15 protein-coding genes are annotated in these 20,441 nt (G+C 37.7%); 11 read left to right on the top strand and 4 right to left on the bottom strand.

The annotated features are described in order from the left end of the window. The first annotated feature begins 15 nt into the window (after positions 1–15). From PEDSA_RS19100 to PEDSA_RS19125, 5 genes are all read left to right on the top strand, one after another. Complete coding sequence (locus PEDSA_RS19100; protein ID WP_013634814.1) at positions 16–3,054, top strand: chondroitinase family polysaccharide lyase; 3,039 nt, start codon at positions 16–18, stop codon at positions 3,052–3,054. A 72-nt stretch (positions 3,055–3,126) separates the two neighbouring features. Beyond that, entirely contained in the window at positions 3,127–4,539 is a 1,413-nt protein-coding gene (locus tag PEDSA_RS19105; protein WP_013634815.1) for a sulfatase, read from the top strand. A 215-nt stretch (positions 4,540–4,754) separates the two neighbouring features. Continuing rightward, a complete protein-coding gene (locus PEDSA_RS19110; protein WP_013634816.1) occupies positions 4,755–6,293 on the top strand; it encodes a chondroitinase-B domain-containing protein in 1,539 nt (512 codons plus the stop codon). 12 nt (positions 6,294–6,305) lie between these two features. Further along, positions 6,306–8,417, top strand: coding sequence for a chondroitinase-AC (gene cslA, locus PEDSA_RS19115; protein ID WP_013634817.1), 2,112 nt, complete (start codon positions 6,306–6,308; stop codon positions 8,415–8,417). Positions 8,418–8,958: 541 nt separating this feature from the next. After that, positions 8,959–9,312 (top strand): endonuclease domain-containing protein, encoded by a 354-nt coding sequence (locus tag PEDSA_RS19125; RefSeq protein ID WP_013634818.1) that lies wholly within the window; start codon positions 8,959–8,961, stop codon positions 9,310–9,312. A gap of 425 nt (positions 9,313–9,737) precedes the next feature. On the opposite strand, the gene PEDSA_RS19130 is transcribed toward PEDSA_RS19125, so the two are convergent. Beyond that, positions 9,738–11,030, bottom strand: a complete 1,293-nt coding sequence (locus PEDSA_RS19130) for a DUF389 domain-containing protein (RefSeq protein WP_013634819.1) — start codon at positions 11,028–11,030, stop codon at positions 9,738–9,740. Positions 11,031–11,131: 101 nt separating this feature from the next. Here PEDSA_RS19130 and PEDSA_RS19135 point away from each other — a divergent pair, with 101 nt between their 5' ends. The 6 genes from PEDSA_RS19135 to PEDSA_RS19160 all read left to right on the top strand — a co-directional run bounded on the left by PEDSA_RS19135 (position 11,132) and on the right by PEDSA_RS19160 (position 17,964). Further along, the gene (locus PEDSA_RS19135; RefSeq protein ID WP_013634820.1) at positions 11,132–11,638 is read left to right on the top strand and encodes a GNAT family N-acetyltransferase; all 507 of its coding nucleotides are present in this window, start codon (positions 11,132–11,134) and stop codon (positions 11,636–11,638) included. 572 nt (positions 11,639–12,210) lie between these two features. After that, positions 12,211–13,536: a glycerate kinase type-2 family protein gene (locus PEDSA_RS19140; RefSeq protein WP_013634821.1), complete on the top strand. Its 1,326-nt coding sequence runs from the start codon at positions 12,211–12,213 to the stop codon at positions 13,534–13,536. A gap of 15 nt (positions 13,537–13,551) precedes the next feature. Next, the gene (locus PEDSA_RS19145) at positions 13,552–14,886 is read left to right on the top strand and encodes a GntP family permease (protein ID WP_013634822.1); all 1,335 of its coding nucleotides are present in this window, start codon (positions 13,552–13,554) and stop codon (positions 14,884–14,886) included. 60 nt (positions 14,887–14,946) lie between these two features. Next, positions 14,947–15,645: a type 1 glutamine amidotransferase domain-containing protein gene (locus PEDSA_RS19150; protein ID WP_041537170.1), complete on the top strand. Its 699-nt coding sequence runs from the start codon at positions 14,947–14,949 to the stop codon at positions 15,643–15,645. A 7-nt stretch (positions 15,646–15,652) separates the two neighbouring features. Then, a complete protein-coding gene (locus PEDSA_RS19155) occupies positions 15,653–16,573 on the top strand; it encodes an NAD-dependent epimerase/dehydratase family protein (RefSeq protein ID WP_013634824.1) in 921 nt (306 codons plus the stop codon). A gap of 116 nt (positions 16,574–16,689) precedes the next feature. Further along, positions 16,690–17,964 carry a DUF4861 domain-containing protein gene (locus PEDSA_RS19160; protein ID WP_013634825.1) on the top strand — a complete coding sequence of 425 codons (1,275 nt, stop codon included), beginning with the start codon at positions 16,690–16,692 and terminating at the stop codon, positions 17,962–17,964. 188 nt (positions 17,965–18,152) lie between these two features. Here the strand turns inward: PEDSA_RS19160 and PEDSA_RS19165 are convergent, their stop codons facing one another. The 3 genes from PEDSA_RS19165 to PEDSA_RS19175 form a co-directional block, all read right to left on the bottom strand. Further along, positions 18,153–18,590 carry a DUF983 domain-containing protein gene (locus PEDSA_RS19165; RefSeq protein ID WP_013634826.1) on the bottom strand — a complete coding sequence of 146 codons (438 nt, stop codon included), beginning with the start codon at positions 18,588–18,590 and terminating at the stop codon, positions 18,153–18,155. A 6-nt stretch (positions 18,591–18,596) separates the two neighbouring features. After that, positions 18,597–19,466, bottom strand: coding sequence for a helix-turn-helix domain-containing protein (locus tag PEDSA_RS19170; RefSeq protein ID WP_013634827.1), 870 nt, complete (start codon positions 19,464–19,466; stop codon positions 18,597–18,599). 72 nt (positions 19,467–19,538) lie between these two features. After that, on the bottom strand, positions 19,539–20,345 hold the full coding sequence (locus PEDSA_RS19175; protein ID WP_013634828.1) for an MBL fold metallo-hydrolase: 807 nt from the start codon (positions 20,343–20,345) through the stop codon (positions 19,539–19,541). Positions 20,346–20,441: the final 96 nt, after the last annotated feature.

A 20,441-nucleotide genomic window follows, 5' to 3' on the forward strand; every position in this document is an offset into this window, starting at 1 on the left:
GAACTGTTTTAGGATATGATAAAGTCATTGAGGTTTTTAATTTTAGCTTTTATACTATTTAGTAGTCCCGTTTTTGCCCAGCTGCAGGTAGATATTTGCGAAAATACAGTTCCAAAAGATTGGAAAGCCAATTATGGTAAATTAAGTTTAAGCACAGTTCATGCTAAAATGGGCAAGCAATCTGTGAAATGGGATTGGACGGATCAAAATGCCAGTATAGGCATAATTGATAAGGATTTTGCTAAGGTTGCCGATGATCCAAGAAGCACTTTCGTGTTATGGTTATATAACGAAAAGCCAATTGCAGATCAATTGCATTTTGTTTTTTATGAAGGAACAAAGGCAACTTATAAGTTTGATGTAAATTTAGCCTTTACAGGCTGGAGAACAGTTTGGGTGATGTACCACAGGGATATGATTAAGCTTGCCGATGGAGGCGTAGATAAATTAGAAATTACCGCTCCGGCATCCATTAAAAAAGGGACTTTATATTTTGATCAGGTACTTAACTATGTGAATATCAATCCAAGATCTCCAATGCGAGATTTGCAGGTGCCTTTTGTCAATTTAGAAGGTGATAAAGCTGCAAATGCACATTGGAATTCTTTGTATCAATTTAATGCTAACCCTGGCTATTTACCTTTAGAGGCCAGCGTTTCTGAAAAGCAGAAAAAGCAATTTACACAAATTACCAACAGATATATTAAACTTATAGAAGGTAAGAAAACTGTTAATGAACAAAAAAGTTTAGACTCCATAAAGAAAGAGTTTGCTTTTTGGGATATCAAAAGAGACAAAGGCAATATCTCGGGGCGTGTTATTTACTCCGTAAATGATATAGAACTTAGCGGAAACGAGGTGCTGGCAAAAGCAAAAGTGGCTAACGAGAAGTCTAATGTTAAAAGATATGCCCAGCTGATGTTAGCAGTAGCCAGGCTACACCACCAAACTAAAAGCCAATTAATCCAATCAGAAACAGCTAAAATGTATCTGGATTTATTAGATCACATGGAAGATCAGGGTTGGAGTTATGGTAGCGGAATGGGCGCTTTACACCATTTAGGTTATAATCTGGCAGATTACTACAACTCTTGTTTATTGATGAAAGATGTTATTAAACAAAGTGGTAAACTAGACAGAACTTTTAAAACGATGTATTGGTACAGCGGTTTAGGAAGAACTTTAGCAGAGATAGATCAGCTGCCAGTTTCTAATATTGACGTTTTCAATACTTTGTTAGGAAGCATGTTGAGTTCGGCTTTAATCTTAGATGATACTCCAGAAAAGCATCGTTATTTAAAGCACTTTTCTAACTGGATGTCTTATAACGTAAAGCCTAATACAGAAATTACCGGAGCATTTAAACCGGACGGAGCAGTTTTTCATCACGGAACGTTATACCCAGCTTACGGTGTTGGCGGTTATACCGGTTTGGCTCCTATCATTTATGTATTGAGCAAAACAGAATTTCAGATAGCAGCAGATGCGCATCAATCATTTAAGGAAAACATGATGATGATGCATTATTACACCAATTCTACGCGCTGGCCAATAAGTGTTTCTGGTAGACATCCAACAGGAACGTGGCGTATTCCGGATATGCCTTATGCTTATATGGCTTTGTCGGGTTCTCCAGATGGCAAAGAAACAATAGATAAAGACATGGCTGCGGTATATTTACTGGTTACAAAAAGCCAGCAAAATGCTTATGCCAAGCGTTTTCTGAATGCAGGAATAAAACCGGCTATCTATCCGGCAATGCACTGGACATTAAATTTCGGTTTACTGGATATCCATAGAAGAAATGATTGGTTATTAACGATTAAAGCTCACAATAGATACATTGTTAGCCACGAATCTTATCCAAACGCCAACGTTTTTGGTAGATATTTTAGCTATGGGCAATTAGAAGTTTTGTATCCAGAGAGCCAAAAAGATATTGCTTCTAACTTTAAAGATAAAGGATGGGATTGGAATAGAATTCCAGGTACTACCACCTTGCATGTACCTTTAGATTTATTAAGAGCAGATATTAAAAATGTAGATGATTATAGTGGTGTTGAAGAAATGTTGCTGACGGACGAACCTTTTGCCGGAGGTGTACATTTAAATAAACAGGGCGTTTTTGCAATGAAATTGAAAGGCCATGATAAGTACAAAATGGGAAGCTTTAAAGCAACCAAATCATGGTTTACATTTGATAGTTTGGTAGTGGCGTTAGGTTCGGATATTTCCAATCACACTAAGGAGTATCCAACCGAAACCACGCTTTTTCAAAATTATCTCAATGACAAAAGTGATGTAATCTCTATCAACAATAAAAACATCGCCGGTTTCCCTTATACGCAAAATAAATCCGTAACTACAGTTTTAGATAACCGTAAGATTGGATATTATATTCCTGCGAAGCAGAACGTTGTAGTTTATAAGAAAAATCAAACTTCACGAGATCAGAAGGATTTGCAGGATACCAAAGGAGATTTTGCAGGATTATACATCAATCATGGTCAAGCGCCACAAAAGCAAGCTTATGAATATGCCATGTTAGTTGCAATAGATCAGGCTAAGTTGGATGCTTTTGCTGCACAAATGAAGACTAACAAAGCTCCTTATACCGTTTTACAAAAAGATAGTATCATGCATCGTGTTAGATACAATCTTAAAAATATAACAGGTATGGCCATTTTTGCCTCAAATAAAAATCTTAATGACCAATATGTTGTTAATAATAGCAAACCTTGTTTGGTGATGTATGAAGAGCAAAAAGATAAGTTGGCGTTGGCAGTAGTAGATCCGGATTTAGCATTTTCTGATAAAGAAGATGATACGCCAAGAAATCCGGACGGTACAAGAAAAGAAGTAAGCGTTTATTCTAGAGATTGGTTTAAAACACCGTCCAGGCCAACGGTTGTCACGCTAACATTGAACGGGCTTTGGAAGAAACTGGATGGAGACAATAAAGATTATACCGTAGAATATACAAAAGATGGTAAGACTTTATTAACCATTAACTGTAAATATGGTTTAACCACAAATATGAGTTTAGGAAAGTAAGAAGATAAACTCTAACTAAGAGGAAAGATAAAGAAGGTTTTTATTTTGATTAATTACATAAATAATATAAAGATGAAGAGACTGGTTTTTAAAGCTTTTTTGTTGTGTATAAGCTGTGTGACTGTTGTGGCGCAAGCTCAGCAAAAAAAGCCTAATGTAATTGTTATTGTTAGTGACGATGCAGGTTATGCAGATTTTGGTTGTTATGGTGGAAAGGAAATACCGACTCCAAATATTGACGCTTTAGCAAAGAATGGTACGTTGTTTACAGATGCTTATGTGTCGGCATCGGTATGTGCGCCTTCCAGAGCGGGCATTTTAACCGGAATGTACCAGCAACGTTTTGGTTTCGAGCATAATATTTCTGAATTGCCTGTAAAACCTTACACCTTGAATGATGTGGGGATGGATCCAAAAATTAAAACTATTGGAGACCAAATGAAACATAATGGTTACCGTACCATCGCAATTGGTAAATGGCATCAGGGAGATTTACCTCAGTATTTTCCTTTAAAAAGAGGTTTTGATGAGTTTTACGGTTTTGTAGGCGGGCATAGAAGCTTTTTCGGTTATCCGGGTGGTAAAGCGCCATCTCATGAATTGGCTTTGTTCGATAATGACAAGATTGTACCAGAAAACACGATTGGTTACCTAACTGATATGTTTACAGATAAAGCGATCTCTTTTGTTAAAGAAAATAAGTCTAAACCATTTTTTATGTATTTAGCTTATAATGCGGTTCATGTTCCAATGAATGCGAAGAAAGAGCTAATGGATAGATTTCCTAATATTACAGATCCGGGAAGAAAAGCTTATGCGGCCATGATGGTTTCTTTAGATGATGGAGTGGGCGAGTTGGTGAAGACTTTAAAGGAACAAAATCTTTATGATAATACTTTAATTGTCTTTGTAAATGACAATGGTGCGGCAACAGGAAATTATGCAGATAATGGTAAACTGAGAGGATTGAAAGGCTCTAAATGGGAAGGCGGAATCAGAGTGGCTTATATTATGCAATATCCTGATCAAATTCCGGCCGGAAAAGTTTATAGCAAAATGGTGTCTGGTTTAGATATTATGCCAACAGCTGTAGGTGCAGGTAAAGGAGAATTAATTTCAGGTCAGGTTACAGACGGTAAAAACCTTATTCCGTACTTAAACAATACTATTAAAAAAGCTCCGCATGATGATTTATTCTGGAGAAGAGGAATAGCTGCCGCCGTTAGAGAAGGTGATAAATGGAAATTGATAAGAAGTGGCGATACGAATCCTGTTTTATTGTTCAACCTGAAGAAAGATATTTCAGAGACTAAGAATCTTGCGCAATCGCATCCGGCTAAGACCAAAAAGCTATTAGCTAAGCTGGCAGCATGGGAAAAAACGATAGATAATCCGCATTGGTTAAGCCCTTACGGTGATAAAAATCAGATATTGAAACACCGCATGGAGGTTATTGGCAGAGAAATGGAATTGAAGTATCCGTAAAGACAGAATTGCTAAGAGTTAATTGTTAAGCCCTCATCCGCCCTTTGGGCACTTCTCCCAGAAGGAGAATGGTGATTTTAGGAACGGTACAAGCTTTAAGTTTTACAATAAGCATTAATCGAAGTGATTTCCCTTCTCCCTGAGGGAGAAGGTGGCTGAAAGCCGGATGAGGGGAAACAAATAGTAATAAAAATTGGATTTGTTGATATCAAACCATGAATAAAAGGACACTTGTTTTAGGTTTTGTTTTACTATGCTTTGCCCTGCCAACATGGGCAAAGCATATTCTTGTTGCTTCTGTAAAAGAAGTTTATAGTAAGGTTGATCAGCTTAAAGCCGGCGATACATTGCTGCTAAAAGACGGTATCTATAAAGATATCCAATTGGTTGTTAAACGCTCTGGAAGTAAAGAAAAACCAATTGTTATTGCTGCGCAAAACGGAGGAAAGGTTTTCTTTACCGGTGATGCCAAGGTAGAATTGAGAGGTGAATATCTTGTCCTTAAGGATATCTATTTTAAAGACGGAAATCGCAATGTCAATCAATGGAAATCGCATGGGCCGGGTTTGGTGGCTATTTACGGTAGTTATAACCGCGTAACCGGATGTGTTTTTAATGCTTTTGACGAAGCCAACTCTGCTTATATTACCACTTCTTTAACAGAGGAAGGAAAAGTACCAAAACATTGCCGTATAGACCATTGTGTCTTTACCGATAAAATCACTTTCGATCAGGTAATTAACTTAAATAACAGACCCAGAGCCGATAAGGAAAGCAAGGTTTTGGGCGAGGCTATGTATCATCGTATAGACCATTGCTTTTTCTCTAATCCGCCAAAGCCAGGAAATGCAGGTGGCGGTATTCGTGTTGGTTATTACCGAAATGATATCGGCCGGTGCCTGATAGATTCTAACCTTTTTGTCAGACAAGATTCGGAAGCTGAAATCGTGACCAGCAAATCGCAGGAGAATGTTTATTATGGTAATACCATTTTAAATTGTCAGGGAACATTAAACTTCAGACATGGCGATAAGCAAGTAGCTCTAAATAACTTTTTTATCAGTACAGATAATAAATATGGCTACGGCGGAATGTTTGTTTGGGGAAGTCAGCATATCATAGCCAATAACTATTTCAATCTGAAAAAGACTATCAAGGCCAGAGGGAATGCCGCTTTGTATCTTAATCCAGGACCGGAAGGTTCTGAACATGCTTTGGCTTTCAACTCGTTAATCGTCAATAATTTTTTTGATGATAATAATGGTTACGATATCAATTTTGAACCGTTATTAGAAAGAAGAAAGGAGTTTGCTAAAGAGGTGAATGCCGAGTTTAAACTACCTTATAACATCACGATTGAAGGAAATCTTTTTGCAAGCAAGCAGGGCGATAAACATATTCCATTCTTAGGAAATCTGGATAAGAATAACCTTCAGAACAATTATAGTTTCGGACAAATGGCTAATGATAAATTGTTTACCAATGTAAAGCCAACGACCGACGGTTCTTATAACCCGCAAAGTTATAAAGGATATCAGTTAGCTAACGTTAAGGATATTAAGAATATTGAAGGGATTGATCTGGATATCCAAAATCTAATCAATAAAGGAATAGAAGGAAACCCACTAACATGGAATGATGTACGTCCGTCATGGTTAGTGGAAATACCAGGATCTTACGCCAAAGAAGGTACACTGGATCAGGAAACTAAAATACGTTTTCAAAGGGTTTTGGCAAGAGACAGAAATAACTAAAATTAAACGAATATGATTAAGCGAATTCTTCTGTTAAGCTTTATGCTGATGGGCTTTTCTCCATCAGTTTTATGGGCGCAAAAGCAGACATTTGAACTGATTATGGGGCGCGTAGCCGAAGATAATGCGGTTACTAAACCCAAACAGGTAGATGCTGCGGCAATTAAATTATTTGATAAGTGGCAGGAAGATGGCAGTTGGTCTGATATCAATTACAAAGCTATAGATATTACCAAATGGCAACCGTCTACGCATTTAGACAGATTAAGAACTATTGTTAATGCTTATACGGATAAAGATGGTAGCTTTTACGGTAACCCGCAGATATTTAATAAAATACAAAATGCTTTGGCGTTTTGGTACGATCAGGATCCTAAAAGTGACAACTGGTGGCATAACGAGATAGATGTTCCGCAAAAACTGGGCGAACTATTAATTTCTTTAAGGTACGGAAGTCAGAAACTATCAAAAGAATTAGAAGCCAATTTAATAGAGCGCATGAAGCGTGGCGTTGCCGAGAAAAAAACCGGAGCCAACAAAACGGATATTGCTTTACATTATTTCTATAGAGCTTTACTTACCCAGGATAAAGCTTTATTGAAACTGGCAGTAGACCAGCTTTTAGAACCGGTTGCGCTGGTAGACGGGGCAGAGGGTTTGCAATATGATTACTCTTATATGCAACACGGGCCACAGCTATACATCTCTGGTTACGGAGCGGTTTATCTGACAGGTATTGTAAAAATAGGGAAGTACGTAGCGAATACACCTTATGCCATGTCTAAAGAGCAAGTCGCTTTATTCTCTAAATTCTATAGAGACGTGTATTTGAAGACTTTTAGGTCAAAATATATCGATTTTAACGTAGAGGGAAGAGGGATTAGCAGGAAAGACATTTTAAAGAAAACTTCAGAAAAATACCGAATCAATAATGCTAAACTAATTGATCCTAAAAATGCAGACGATTGGGAAAATAACCGTTTGAGGGTAGACAGCGCAGAGGCACCAAGTTTTAAAGTAACTCCTTACCACCAGCATTTCTGGAAAGCGGATTATACATTGCATATTCGTCCGAATTATTCTTTCAACGTTAGAATTGCCAGTAACAGAACCAATAGAAGCGAATCTGGTAATAAGGAAAATTTGTATGGTCGTTACCTTTCTGATGGGGCTACAAACATACAGGTTAATGGACCAGAATATTTTAATATTATGCCTATCTGGGAATGGGATAAAATTCCGGGAACGACCAGCGTAGATAATAAAGAAGATTTATTGTTAGATAAGTTTTGGGGGCATTTAGGAGATAATGCATTTGCCGGAGGGGTGTCAGACCAGGTTTATGGTGCGACAGCTTATCAGTTGGATTATGACAATGTATTGGCTAAAAAAGCGTGGTTCTTCTTTGATGATGAGATTGTTTGCTTAGGTGCAGATATCCATTCTAAAGACGAAAGAAATGTGACTACTACGCTTAACCAGACCTGGTTAAACGGAAAAGTGTCATCTTCTGTAGCTGATATTAAAACGGAAAGTCCAGAGCAAATGAATATTGCAGCAAATGGATGGTTGTTCCATAACGGAGTAGCTTATGTATTCCCTAAGCCAAGCCAGGTTAATGTTAGCACAGCGACGCAAACGGGTTCCTGGTACAAGATTAATAATTCGTTTGGTAAAGCAGAAGTTTCCGGCTCGGTATTTAAAGCATGGATAGACCATGGTAAACAACCCGAAGGTGCAGATTATGCTTATATCGTACTGCCGGGATTAAAAGACGCAGCTGCTTTAAAGAAATACAATTCGCCTATAGAAATTGTTAGAAACGATAAAGATGTACAGGCAGTTTTCCATAAGAAACTGAATTTGACACAAGTGGTATTCTATACAGCAGGTACAGCTACAGTAAGTGGTTTAGAAATTACGGTAGACAAGCCATCGGTATTGATGGTGAAATCTCTAAAAGGAGCCGAAAAAGAAGTTCTGGTAGCAGATCCTTTGCAAAAAGAAACAGCATTAAAAGTAAGTCTTAAAAATGCCAAAAATGGTGTTCAAAAAGATTTGTCAATTACTTTACCGACTGGGCCATATAAAGGTTCTACCAAATCAGAAAAAGTTAGTTTATAAAAATCGTTTATTCAGTATAACGTTTATTGTTAGGGCGCATTAGAGATAAAACTCAATGCGCTTTTTTTGTGGGTTGTGTAGCTTCTTATAAGCCTTCGGGCAGCTACTCGGAGCAGGTAGAAGGGCATAATAGCAATAGCAATGCAAATTTTGCTTTTTTGTGGGTCTATTGCTATTTCGTTTATACCCTCATCCGCCCTTTGGGCACCTTCTCCCAGAGGTAGAAGGAGATAATAGGAAGGTGTGTGGTGCATTCATTGTTAGTAATTCTATTTACGGTGGTAAAGGAACGGTATATCCGTTTTAGTAATGCTATTCATCGTTCGTTTGCCCTTCCCCCAGAGGTAGAAGGAGATAATAGGAAGGTGTGTGGTGCCTTTTGTTGTTAGTAATTCTATTTACGGTGGAAAAGGAACGGTTTATCCGTTTTTAGTAATACCATTCATAGTTCCTTTATCCTTCTCCCTTGAGGGAGAAGGTGGCTGAAAGCCGGATGAGGAGGAACAAAATACCACGCTAAAAATCATTATCTTGTAATGTTATGGATAGTAAAAGTTTTAGACGATTACAACGACAAGAACCTACACCTGCAGAAATGAGAATGTGGTCTATTCTTAGGGATCGTAGGTTTTCTGGTTATAAGTTTAGGCGACAACATAGCATAGGTAAGTATACAGTAGACTTTTACTGTCATAGACTAAAGTTGGTGGTAGAAGTTGACGGCAAAGTACATGACGAGCTGGGGCAATGTTTTTATGATTATGAAAGAGACCAATGGTTGTCTTCTCAGGGAATCATTGTTGTAAGGTATGAGAATGAAGCCTTACTTAAATGGTGTGAGAATGTAACAGATGATTTATTGGCCCTTATAAAAGATATCGAATCTAAAGAGTAGTAATGATTGGGGTTTCCCTCATCCGCCATTTGGGCACCTTCTCCTCCTTCCAAAGGAATCCCTTCGGGACAAAGGGACTCCTTTGGAGCAGGTAGAAGGACATACTAGGTAAAGGAGTGATGCCTTTGTTGTTAGTAATTCTATTTACGGTGTAAAAGGAACTGTATATCCGTTTTAGTAATGCTATATTCATAGTTCCTTTGTCCTTCTCCCTTGAGGGAGAAGGTGGCTGGAAGCCGGATGAGGGGGAACAAACTTTTAATTTTAGAATACTGAATTTAGCACCATTCTTATTAAATTAAAAATCGACATAAAGTCGTTAGATTATCAATTTTAATAGTGTAAATTGCTAAAAACCGTATAAAGACTTTTTAAATCAGAAATAAATAAAAAGTGGATTATTATAAAATAATACTAGGTGTCTGCTATTTAGTTGTTTCTCGGTGTATAATCCATAAGTTTGGATCATTAAAACGTTCTTTTAGCCAATTATACAATTTACTTTCATCTATTTTCCTATTAGCGTAATAAATACATACCGTGGTTAATGAAGTAGAATCGTTGGCAGCATAATTTGTTAATTTGCCCATAGCTATATCTCTGATGTCAGGAAAGAGTATTCTTAATTCCTTAATTAACTTAGGATCATTTATTTGATATTGATTTAATTGCGCTTGCAATTCGTTAATTTGAAGGTCTTTTTCCGATAAAGAAGAATTCTGTTTGTTAATTTCAGTTAGTATCTCTTTTTTCAGATCAGCGTTTTGCTTAATATCTAATTTAGTGTTTTCAATTCCAAAATCATTCAACTTGCGGTCTAGAAGCACAATTTCAGTACTATCGAACTTTTTTGATAAAAAAGCCAGTTCGATAGTTTTTGGGTCACGATTATAATTTATCTTTTTATAGATTACAGTATAGCCATTTCTTCCAAATTCAGTATCGATAAAGCGCTCTATATTTTGTGTGTATTTTTTTTCGCGTAATAAATTATAAGCAAGATAAAAACTAGGCAAAATCATCAATGTCATTAATATACTGATAATGTATTTTATCTTTCTGTCGTAGTTCTCATTAGCAGTGGTAACTGGTTTGTATTTAAGATATTTAATAATTAAAAATGTGGCAATACAAATGAAAAAGCAATTTATACAATATAAGTAAAGGGCTCCGGCAAGGAACTTCAGGTTAAAAGTAGCTAATCCAAAACCAGCGGTACAAAGCGGAGGCATAAGGGCAGTAGCAATAGCTACTCCAGGTATTGGGTTCCCTTTTTCGACTCTTGTGATTGATACCGCACCAACAATCCCTCCAAAGAAAGCGATCAATACATCGTATATATTGGGCGATGTCCTTGCCAATAATTCAGACTGTACATCTTTAAAAGGGCTTAGATAGAAATATAAAGTAGAAACAAGAAGACTTACGACTGTAGCAACAAATAGATTTTTGAAGCATTTCTTTAATAAGTTCGAGTTATAGGTAGCCAATGCAAACCCGGCGCCAACAATTGGTCCCATTAACGGAGAAATAAGCATTGCCCCAATGATAACAGCCGTTGAGTTGACATTCAGGCCTACCGAAGCTATCAATATAGCACATGCTAATATCCATAAGTTGGGGCCTTTAAAAGATATGCTCTTTATGATGTCTTCCAGGACCTTTTTTGGGTCTTCTTCGTTATGGTGCAGGTTAAAGAGTCTTGAGAAAGAGTTCATGGTTTAGTGTTAAAGCTCATATTTTTCATTTGGGATAACTATAAAATTATTAAAATTGTTTTTCTTATTCGTTTGGACGGGGGATTATAATAACGTTGAAAATGATAAAACTATCACCTTTTGAAATTACTGATTTCGAACAATTAGCCTCGTGGGCAGAAACCGAAGAAATTTTAATGCAGTTTGCTGGTCCTGCCTATCAGTTTCCCTTAACCAAAGAGCAGGTGCAAGATTCCCTCGCTGAAGCAGACAGGTTATTATTTAAAGTTGTAGATCAGGCAAGTGGAAATACTATTGGGCATGCGCAAATTCTCAATAAGGAACATTCCTTCTCTTTAGGTAGAATTATTATAGGTGATAAATTATATCGAGGAAAGGGAATAGGGCAGATCCTTGTTAGGCAATTGTTGGAGTATGGATTTATGAATTTAGACCAAGAGATTGCAGAGTTAAATGTATTTGACTGGAATGTTGCTGCTGTCAAATGTTATGAAAAAATAGGCTTTAAAATCAATCCAGATGTGTCTTATCAAAGAGAGGTAAAGGGAGAAATCTGGACCGCTGTCAATATGAAAATTAGCAGAGCACTTTATCATGCATTGCGATAGAAGGAGACTGTCTAAAGTCTAAAGATTATTAGTATTTCTCTTTCCAAAGTTTAGGAAGGAAAATCTCTATATGTTCAGATAAGTTTTTGGTAAAAGACTCCTGTTGCATTTCTATAGAGCAATTCTGATAGGGACTATTTTCCCAGTCACATGAAGAAAATAGAAGTAAAGCTATTAACAACTAAATACGAAACTAACTAAGCAGTTAAATTTGCACTATCGAAAAATATACCTATTATTGAGGGAGGTTTTCTGCGATTTTAGTCAGCAGAGACGTGAAGACAATTAAACCTAATCATAATAAAAGCTAAATATTTACAAAATTGTAGAGCTGCATGGATCTGCTTTCTGTGATTTTTTGATTACGATAACGTATGTATTTCTGAAAATAAAGAGCGAGACGAAGAGCGTTAGCAATTTTGGTGGCGGAGAATGTTGGGAAAGCGCCTAACAATGGATGTTTTTAAGGAGTGACAGTACAATATATAGTCTCATTTCTAAATACGATAGTAGCCATTTTATGATAGAGAGGGAATAGTTGTCAGAAATAAATATTTCCAAAAAAGAGCGAATTGACAACAGTAACCGAACAAGACATCAGGAAAATATGGGATGTGGCAGTGGAAGCTGTACATCCCCATAGCCTAATGCGCAGGCATATTTCCATAGCAAACAACGATCTTAAACTAGCCGGAGAGCAGATACCGTTAGGTACTGTTCATAATTTATATCTTATAGGGGTAGGCAAAGCTTCTGGAGCTATGGCCGCAGAGGCAGCTAAAGTTTTGGGGAGCCATTTAACAGACAGCCTGGTAACCGTAAAACACGGACATGAAGTTGAAGGAGCAGGGATCAATATGATATCAGCATCTCATCCGGTTCCTGATGAACATTCCGTAGAAGCTGTTAATCGGACACTTCATTTTCTGGAAAAAGTTGAAGAGGAGGATATTGTGATTTTCCTGTTAAGCGGAGGCGCATCGGCACTTTGGTGTGATATACCGGATGGCTTGAACATGGAAGACCTGAGCCAGGCCTATCAGCAGCTTGTAAATTCAGGAGCGGCCATAGAGGAAATAAATACCATACGTAAACATCTCTCCAGGGTGAAAGGAGGGCAGCTCGTACGGTACTGCAAAGGAAGAATAATTACTTTGATCATCAGTGATGTACCGGGGGACGATCTGGGCATCATAGGCAGTGCGCCTACCTATCCGGATACTTCCAGCTATCGGGAAGCGCTGGATATTATTCATAAATATAAGCTTGGTCCAAAAATGCCGGAAAGCATACTGTCCTACCTTGAAAAAGGAGTGAGGGGGATCATACCTGAAAATCCGAAACCCGGAGATCCTGCTTTCCTAAGAGTAAGCAATACCATCATAGGTTCAAATAAGATCGCCGTATCGGCAGCGGCAAAGGCAGCGGCAGAACTGGGCTATCATGTTTATGCTTCCGATAAATTGGTTACGGGAGAAACACAGCAGGAAGCGAAGCAATTAATAGGTTCTTTGCTGCAGTGCAGGTTTAAAAAGCCTTGCTGTGTTATACAGGGCGGGGAAACGGTAATACAAGTGAGAGGAGATGGAAAAGGTGGAAGGAACCAGCATTTTGCTTTGGCTGCATTAAAGGAATTGGTCCTGTTGAGAAATAACATAGATGCAGAGGATGTGATATTATTAAGCTGTGGAACCGATGGGACAGACGGGCCAACGGATGCAGCCGGAGCAGTTATCAGTATGGCAACATTGGACCTGGTTACCGAAAAAGACATTTCAATAGATGAATATCTGGACAATCATGATGCTTACCATTTTTTTGAAAAGACGGGAGGATTGATCCAAACGGGCCCCACGCAAACCAATGTAATGGATATACAGCTTATGATTGTTACCTAAACCCATTAAAAAATTATGAATATTTCTATCATTATCCTGGTACTGGCTGTAAGCTTTGTTATATGGAGTACCGCCTATAAAAAACTAAACCCATTTTTTGCTTTATCAATAGCAGCTCTGGGAGTTGGCTTACTAAGTGGAATACCTTTTGAAGATGTGGCCAAACAGATGAAAACAGGCTTTGGGCATACCATGGAAAAGGTAGGTGTGCTGATTATACTGGGAACTACATTGGGCATGCTGTTGGAGAAAACGGGGGCAACGGTAAGTATGGCCAAGTACATCCTGAAAAAGGTATCTGAAAAAAATGCACCCCTGGGGATTGCAATAACAGGGTACATTATAGGCTTTCCGATATTTTGTGACAGTGGCTTTATCGTATTGAACGGGCTTAACCATTCCATAGTGAAGAGAACACACTGGAAAATGGCCATTATGGCGACATCACTGGGGACATCCCTGTATGCGGTGCATTGTTTGGTGCCACCCCATCCGGGAATTACCGTGGCCATTGAAACAGCAGGCGGAGACTTTGGTCCAATTATTTTAATAGGCGCATTGCTGGCCATTCCGGCAGCGAGCGTAGGATTATTATATGCACTGTGGAAAGGTAAGAGAGTGGCAGATGATTATACTCCACCGGAAGAAAATGAAGTTGTAGAGGCCGAGCGGAAATTACCTTCGGTGGGCTTGTCCTTCCTGCCCGTGATATTGCCGATATTATTGATAGGTTCTGGAGCTTTTGTCAAACTATTTTCAGAAATCACCGAAAATGCCAGTTTATTTAGTCGCCTTCTCCTGTTTTTAGGAGACCCCATTATAGCTTTGGGAGTGGGTATAGTTGTTTCTTTGTTTTTGCTGAAAAAGGAGGATAAACCGCACCTGTCGCATTGGATAACAGATGGTGTGGAGAAGGCGGGTGGAATTTTAGCGATTATAGGGGCAGGAGGAATGTTTGGAGAGATACTCCAGCGTTCGGGTGTAGGAAGTGATCTTGGAAGCCTTTTAACAGGAGCATCATTGGGAATCTTTTTTCCATTCCTGATAACGGCATTTCTGAAAACGGCACAGGGATCCTCCACCGTAGCTATAATAACAGCTGCATCTCTAATTACACCATTGTTAAAAGACCTGGGTTTAGATACCTCTCTGGAACTGTCCCTAGCTATTTTGAGTCTTGGAGCAGGAAGCATGTGCGTTAGCCATACCAATGATGCCTATTTTTGGGTGATTAGCCGGTTTTCTAATTTGAGTACAGCGGCTACATTGAAAGTATATTCTGTAGCAACATTATTAATGGGGGTAGTTACGCAGCTGTTGATTTGGGGGGTGTTGATTGTTTTTGGATAGGTAATCATGAAAATCATTTAAAACTTCTTGTTGGACTTTGTGTTACCAAAGGAAGTAGCCATGTTGAAGATTTTAATTATAGTAACCAATACAGGTAAATATGCGAGCGGTAAATTAGAAACAGGTTTGTGGCTGAGTGAATTAACGCATATTTACCATGCAGCGAAAGAGGAAGGTTATGAAATAACCATTGCCAGCCCTAATGGAGGAAATGTACATGTTGATCCCGAGAGTTTGAAACGGTTTACACTGGATAAAATTTCTAAGGAATATTGGAACGATCCCTTCTTTCGTGGGCTGCTGAAGCATAGCAGAAATTTGGAGAGAGTTTCAACACAAGAGTTTGATTTGGTATATCTGGCAGGGGGGCATGGTACCATGTATGATTTTCCTGGTGACAGTGTGATGCAAAACCTTATTCAGAATCAATATGAAAGCGGAAAAATAGTCGCTGCTATTTGCCATGGTGTGGGTGGATTGCTGAACGTTAGATTGTCTGGCGGTGAATATTTGATAAAAAACAAGGTGCTTACCGGATTTAATTGGTTCGAAGAGAGCTTGGCAGGAAGAAAAAAAGAAGTACCTTTTAATCTGGAAGCTGCATTAAAGAACAGAGGAGCTAAATATAAAAAAGCCATGATTCCGATGACCTCAAAAGTAGTAGTTGACGGCAATCTGATTACTGGACAGAATCCCTTCAGTTCGAAAAAAATGGCAAAGGTGGTAATGTCTGAATTGAGTAAAAGGCAGCATAAATAATTTGGGTATGCAAACGATATTAGGGGCCAGCGGACAAATTGGGGAAGAACTGGCAAAGGAGTTGAAAAGGGGATTTACTTCGGATATCCGGATTGTAAGTAGAAATGCAAAAAAAGTAAATGATACAGATATTGTTTTGTCAGCAGATTTATCCAATCGCGAAAAAGCGATTGAGGCTGTGGAAGGCAGCGAGATAGCATACTTCACATTGGGCCTTCCGATGAGTTCAGGCCTATGGGAAAAGCAGTTTCTGTTGATTACCCGAAATGTGATTGACGCCTGTAAAATTAACGGCGCTAAGCTGGTGTTTTTCGACAATACCTATATGTATCCGCAAGATGATCGGGTTCTTAAAGAAGACACAATCTTTGCTCCTGTAGGTAGAAAAGGGAAAGTGAGAAGAGAAATGGCGGAGTTGGTTTTAAATGAAATGAAATCGGGTAAACTTGAAGCTGCTATTTGTCGTGCTCCCGAGTTTTACGGACCTGATAAAACCCAGAGTATAACCAATGCTTTAATTTTTAATAATATTAAAGCAGGTAAAAAATTAAAAGTACCGTTAAGAGACGATACAAAAAGAAGCCTGATCTGGACACCGGACGCAAGCCGTGCTACAGCGCTGATTGGAAATACTCCGGATGCTTTTGGGCAAACGTGGCATCTCCCGGTTGATACAAGTCATTTAACGTACCGAGAATTTATTGCATTAGTTTCTGAAATCTATGGGAAGAAGTTTAAATATACCATCATCTCAAAATTTGCTTTTCGGATTGGTGCTCTTTTTAATGAAAGACTAAAGGAGTTGCAGGAATTGCTTCCCAGATATGAACACGATAATGTGTTTGACGATTCGAAATTCAGAAGGCGTTTTCCTGATTTTAAGGTTACGACTTATAGAGAGGGAATTGGAGAAATTCGGAATGAATAAATTGTGTAGGAAATTCTAAATTGTAAGTGTCTTTTAAAGATAAGAAATTGTAGTTTTGGAGAATACACCGATTGTTGGAGAACTTTCTTTAAAGAAAGTTTAGTATTTAAAAAATTATGAATTTTAGAAAAAGTATTTTACTTCTATCCCTTTCGTTTTTAGGAATAACTACGTTGAAGGCACAAAATGTATCTTTAAAGCTTTCAAATGATCTTAACGAAGAAAGACAAGACGAGCTTATTGTTTTAAAGAGAGATTTTTTAGAGAAAAAATTCAAAAAGAAACTTGAAGGAAAGATTGCCGTTAAGAATAAAAATCAACCTGTATTTGTTCAGTTTGATGATTTGAACGGAGATGGCATTTGGGACGAAGCAGCTTTTTTATTGAATTTTGGTGAATTGGAGCGCAAAGAACTCCAATTATCTGTAGAGACTACTAACAGCGCCAGAATCAAGCCCGTTTACAGAGCCTATGTAAGACAGAAAAGAAGACTTCCTGATAATACGTTTGGTGCAAATCTGAATAGGGATTCTGTGCCGGCAAATCAACCAAATACAGACTTTAAACTACAAAAGCTTCCTTCTATGTTAACAGAAGGGCCTGCCTGGGAAAATGATAAAGTAGGTTTCAGGCTATATATGGACATCAGAAACCAGAAGGATATTTGGGGAAAACGTACAGCGAAAATGGTGTTGGATGAAATCGGAGCTAATCCAGGCAATAGCTACCATAAATTGAGCGACTGGGGAATGGATATCCTAATTGTGGGTAAATCGCTATCGGCAGGTGGTATTGCTGTTAATGTACCACTGCAGGGAAGAGATACCTTGGTACGACTGGGTGGAGCAAATATGGGAAGAATTGTCTATGAAAAAGTAGCAGACGGCCCGATAAGAGCGATTTTTAGAATGCATTATCCTGAATGGAATATTTTAGGAGATGGAAAGCTGGCTTCAGCAACAGAAGAAATAAGTATTTGGGGTGGGCAATATTTCTTTGAGAGTAAAGTAACCTTGAATGGAGCTCCAAGGAAAACTCAATTGGTTACAGGAATAGTTAATCTTTCTGCTAAACAATCGCATGAAATATTTAATAAACAAGTTGCTGCGGTTTATAGTTATGATATGCAAAGCGAGAATAAGGACAAATTAGGAATGGGGGTTTCTATGTTGAAAAAATACTGGACCAAATTTGGAAATATTGGAGATGAAGGAGTAGATATAAAAAACAGCTATACCGCCTACGAAAAGTTAGATAAAAATAACTCGGCGAAATTTAGGTTTTATGTAGGGTGGGAGCTGACTGATAATAAATTTAAAAGTCAGGAAGGTTTTGCAAGATATATGAAGGATCAGCTTGCTAAGCAGGCAAGCCCGATAAAAGTGAAATAAGAAGGTATATAACAAACCGTCACGTTGAAGGTAGCAAGTGAAATCAGGAAAAGTATTGATTTGTTGAGATACTTTGTTTACTTGTTTATTCAGAGTGGCGGTTGTTTTTTGAAATGATTATAGAATTTAACCCTCATCTTCGACTTTTGAATGGAGGTTGAGATGAGGGTTAAAAAAGATTTTTATTTTTATTCTTGAGTTTCCAAAGGTAAATCTTTAGATTTTTCGAGATTAAATCTTAATCCTGGAGTTAACCAGTATAATAAGATTACTCTGGAGTATCTGAAGTTGAATGGTGATAATATAAACGTAGCTAAAAGGAATATACCAATATAAATCATTGGATTTTCTGACCGTGTTAACACGTAAATAGCTACGCACACAGCAACCATTTCGGCTACATTAAGTGCATAGCTAACGAACATAGAAACATAAAAGTATCCGGGTTCTCTTTCGAATTTCAGATTACAGTGCGGACACCTGTCGTTCATGGTTTGTTTAAAGCTGTACATCTTATTTTTAAATAAATCGCCTCTTCTGCATCTTGGGCATTTGGCTTGTAATGCTGCTTGTTTTTCTGTTAATAAGGTGTATGTTGTAGTTCCAATATTTGTGTCTGTAGCCATAGTGATTTAATTTTTTTTCCTGAATTCTTCAGGAGTTATATCTACATGTTTTTTGAAAAATTTAGTAAAATATGAATTGTCGTTGAAGTTTAGCCTGTACGCGATTTCCGATATCGGAAGATCAAGATTGATCAGAAGTCTTTTGGCTTCAAGAATGATTCTGTTTCTAATCAGTTCGCCTGCCGATACACCCAGCACATCCTGACATATCGCATTGAGATGATTTGGAGTAATGTAAAGCAGAGCTGCATACTCTTTTGGCAATTTTAATTTGGTGTAGTTTAGTTCTATTAATTTTTTAAAATTGCTTAACAGCGTATGGTTATAGTTGTTTTCTGATGAGAATTGCTCCTTGTTCTCGTTCAGTCGGTCTATTTTCAGGAATATTTGTAACAATAAAATCCTGATCATATCCATATTCATTTTCCGCTGAGATACTGATTCCTGAAGGATATTTTCGAAGAGATCTATAATTTTCTGTTGTTCTGCTTTTGGTACATCAATAACAGACTCATGAGCATTGGCTCCGAAAAAATAAAACTGATCTAAAAAATCAGGTCTTAACAAAAACGACTGATAAAAAGAAGGAGAGAAGTTGATAATATAGCCCTCAGCTATGCCCTCAAAATCCCAGCTGTGTACCTGACCTGGAACCATGAAATAAATCTGGTTGGATTTTACAACAAAAGTTTCGAAGTCTATGGTATGCTGGCCTTTTCCTTCAGTAAAAAACACCACATGGTAAAATGCATGCCGGTGTGGTGAATGCAGGTGCTTATAATTAGCTGAGTATTCGCTAAATCTGCTAATGATAATCTCATCATCCTTTACATCCGTAATGGTACATATGTCGTATATAGGAATGCCGTTATTCATTTGCTTTACAAAAGTACTACTAAAACAACGGGATTAATGGTGTTTTTTACTGATGTTGTGGTGCTTTGATTTTTAAAACAACGAAAATTGCTTTTCTAAGACAAACTCCTGAATTGAGGTTTTAGAGATACGATATACAGGTGTTTCGAAATCTCTGGAGGCAACAGCAATTTGCGTATCAACAGTTACCATTTCAAAAAGATTTTTAACCAATTCGGGAGAATTGTTCTCTCGGGACAGATGGGATAAAAGCAACAGTTGCAACTTTGGCGTTTGGTGATTTTGGAAAAGTTCCAATGCCTGGGTATTTGACAAGTGGCCTTTACCACCACTGATTCTCCTTTTTAAAAAGTAAGGATATCTGCTATTTCTCAGCATTTCTTCGCAGTAGTTAGATTCGAGAAATGCAGCATCGCACATTTTGAAGTATCTAACCAAATTATTGCAGACGATGCCCAAATCTGTAAATACACCAATACACAAATCGTTATCTTCAATAATAAACGAATGAGGATGTGCAGCATCGTGATGTTTTTCGAACGCTGTGATCCTTAAACTACCTACACGAATGGGATTTTCAGCATCGAAGTAGTTTATATTTTCCAATTGCAAATTGGTGTTAGCAAGTGTTGCAAAAGTAAAATAAACGGGGATTTTATGTTTTTTGGAGAATGTTTTTATACCTTTAATATGATCTGTATGTTCATGAGAAATGAATACAGCCTTGATTTTTGAGGTGTATAAGTTAAGCCTGGCTAACCTTATCTCCAACTCTTTGCAGCTTAAACCTATATCTATTAAAATAGCTTCCTCTTTATTCCCTATATAATAGCAATTGCCATTGCTTCCTGAGTTCAAAGATGCTACTTCTAAAAACATGTAAATTGTTGCGTAAAAATAAAAATAGAGAAAAGTGAAAAATATCACTTGCAAAGATGATAAATTTAGAAATTTGTTTAGGAAAATAATACAGAA

This window comes from Pseudopedobacter saltans DSM 12145, from assembly GCF_000190735.1.
GTDB classification, from domain to species: Bacteria; Bacteroidota; Bacteroidia; order Sphingobacteriales; family Sphingobacteriaceae; genus Pseudopedobacter; species Pseudopedobacter saltans.

What these genes read in the sequence shown, in the direction of transcription:
- PEDSA_RS19100 (WP_013634814.1), top strand. Translation starts at nt 16, where the DNA reads ATGATAAAGTCATTGAGGTTTTTAATTTTAGCTTTTATACTATTTAGT.
- PEDSA_RS19105 (WP_013634815.1), top strand. Translation starts at nt 3,127, where the DNA reads ATGAAGAGACTGGTTTTTAAAGCTTTTTTGTTGTGTATAAGCTGTGTG.
- PEDSA_RS19110 (WP_013634816.1), top strand. Translation starts at nt 4,755, where the DNA reads ATGAATAAAAGGACACTTGTTTTAGGTTTTGTTTTACTATGCTTTGCC.
- cslA (WP_013634817.1), top strand. Translation starts at nt 6,306, where the DNA reads ATGATTAAGCGAATTCTTCTGTTAAGCTTTATGCTGATGGGCTTTTCT.
- PEDSA_RS19125 (WP_013634818.1), top strand. Translation starts at nt 8,959, where the DNA reads ATGGATAGTAAAAGTTTTAGACGATTACAACGACAAGAACCTACACCT.
- PEDSA_RS19130 (WP_013634819.1), bottom strand. Translation starts at nt 11,030, where the DNA reads ATGAACTCTTTCTCAAGACTCTTTAACCTGCACCATAACGAAGAAGAC.
- PEDSA_RS19135 (WP_013634820.1), top strand. Translation starts at nt 11,132, where the DNA reads ATGATAAAACTATCACCTTTTGAAATTACTGATTTCGAACAATTAGCC.
- PEDSA_RS19145 (WP_013634822.1), top strand. Translation starts at nt 13,552, where the DNA reads ATGAATATTTCTATCATTATCCTGGTACTGGCTGTAAGCTTTGTTATA.
- PEDSA_RS19150 (WP_041537170.1), top strand. Translation starts at nt 14,947, where the DNA reads ATGTTGAAGATTTTAATTATAGTAACCAATACAGGTAAATATGCGAGC.
- PEDSA_RS19155 (WP_013634824.1), top strand. Translation starts at nt 15,653, where the DNA reads ATGCAAACGATATTAGGGGCCAGCGGACAAATTGGGGAAGAACTGGCA.
- PEDSA_RS19160 (WP_013634825.1), top strand. Translation starts at nt 16,690, where the DNA reads ATGAATTTTAGAAAAAGTATTTTACTTCTATCCCTTTCGTTTTTAGGA.
- PEDSA_RS19165 (WP_013634826.1), bottom strand. Translation starts at nt 18,590, where the DNA reads ATGGCTACAGACACAAATATTGGAACTACAACATACACCTTATTAACA.
- PEDSA_RS19170 (WP_013634827.1), bottom strand. Translation starts at nt 19,466, where the DNA reads ATGAATAACGGCATTCCTATATACGACATATGTACCATTACGGATGTA.
- PEDSA_RS19175 (WP_013634828.1), bottom strand. Translation starts at nt 20,345, where the DNA reads ATGTTTTTAGAAGTAGCATCTTTGAACTCAGGAAGCAATGGCAATTGC.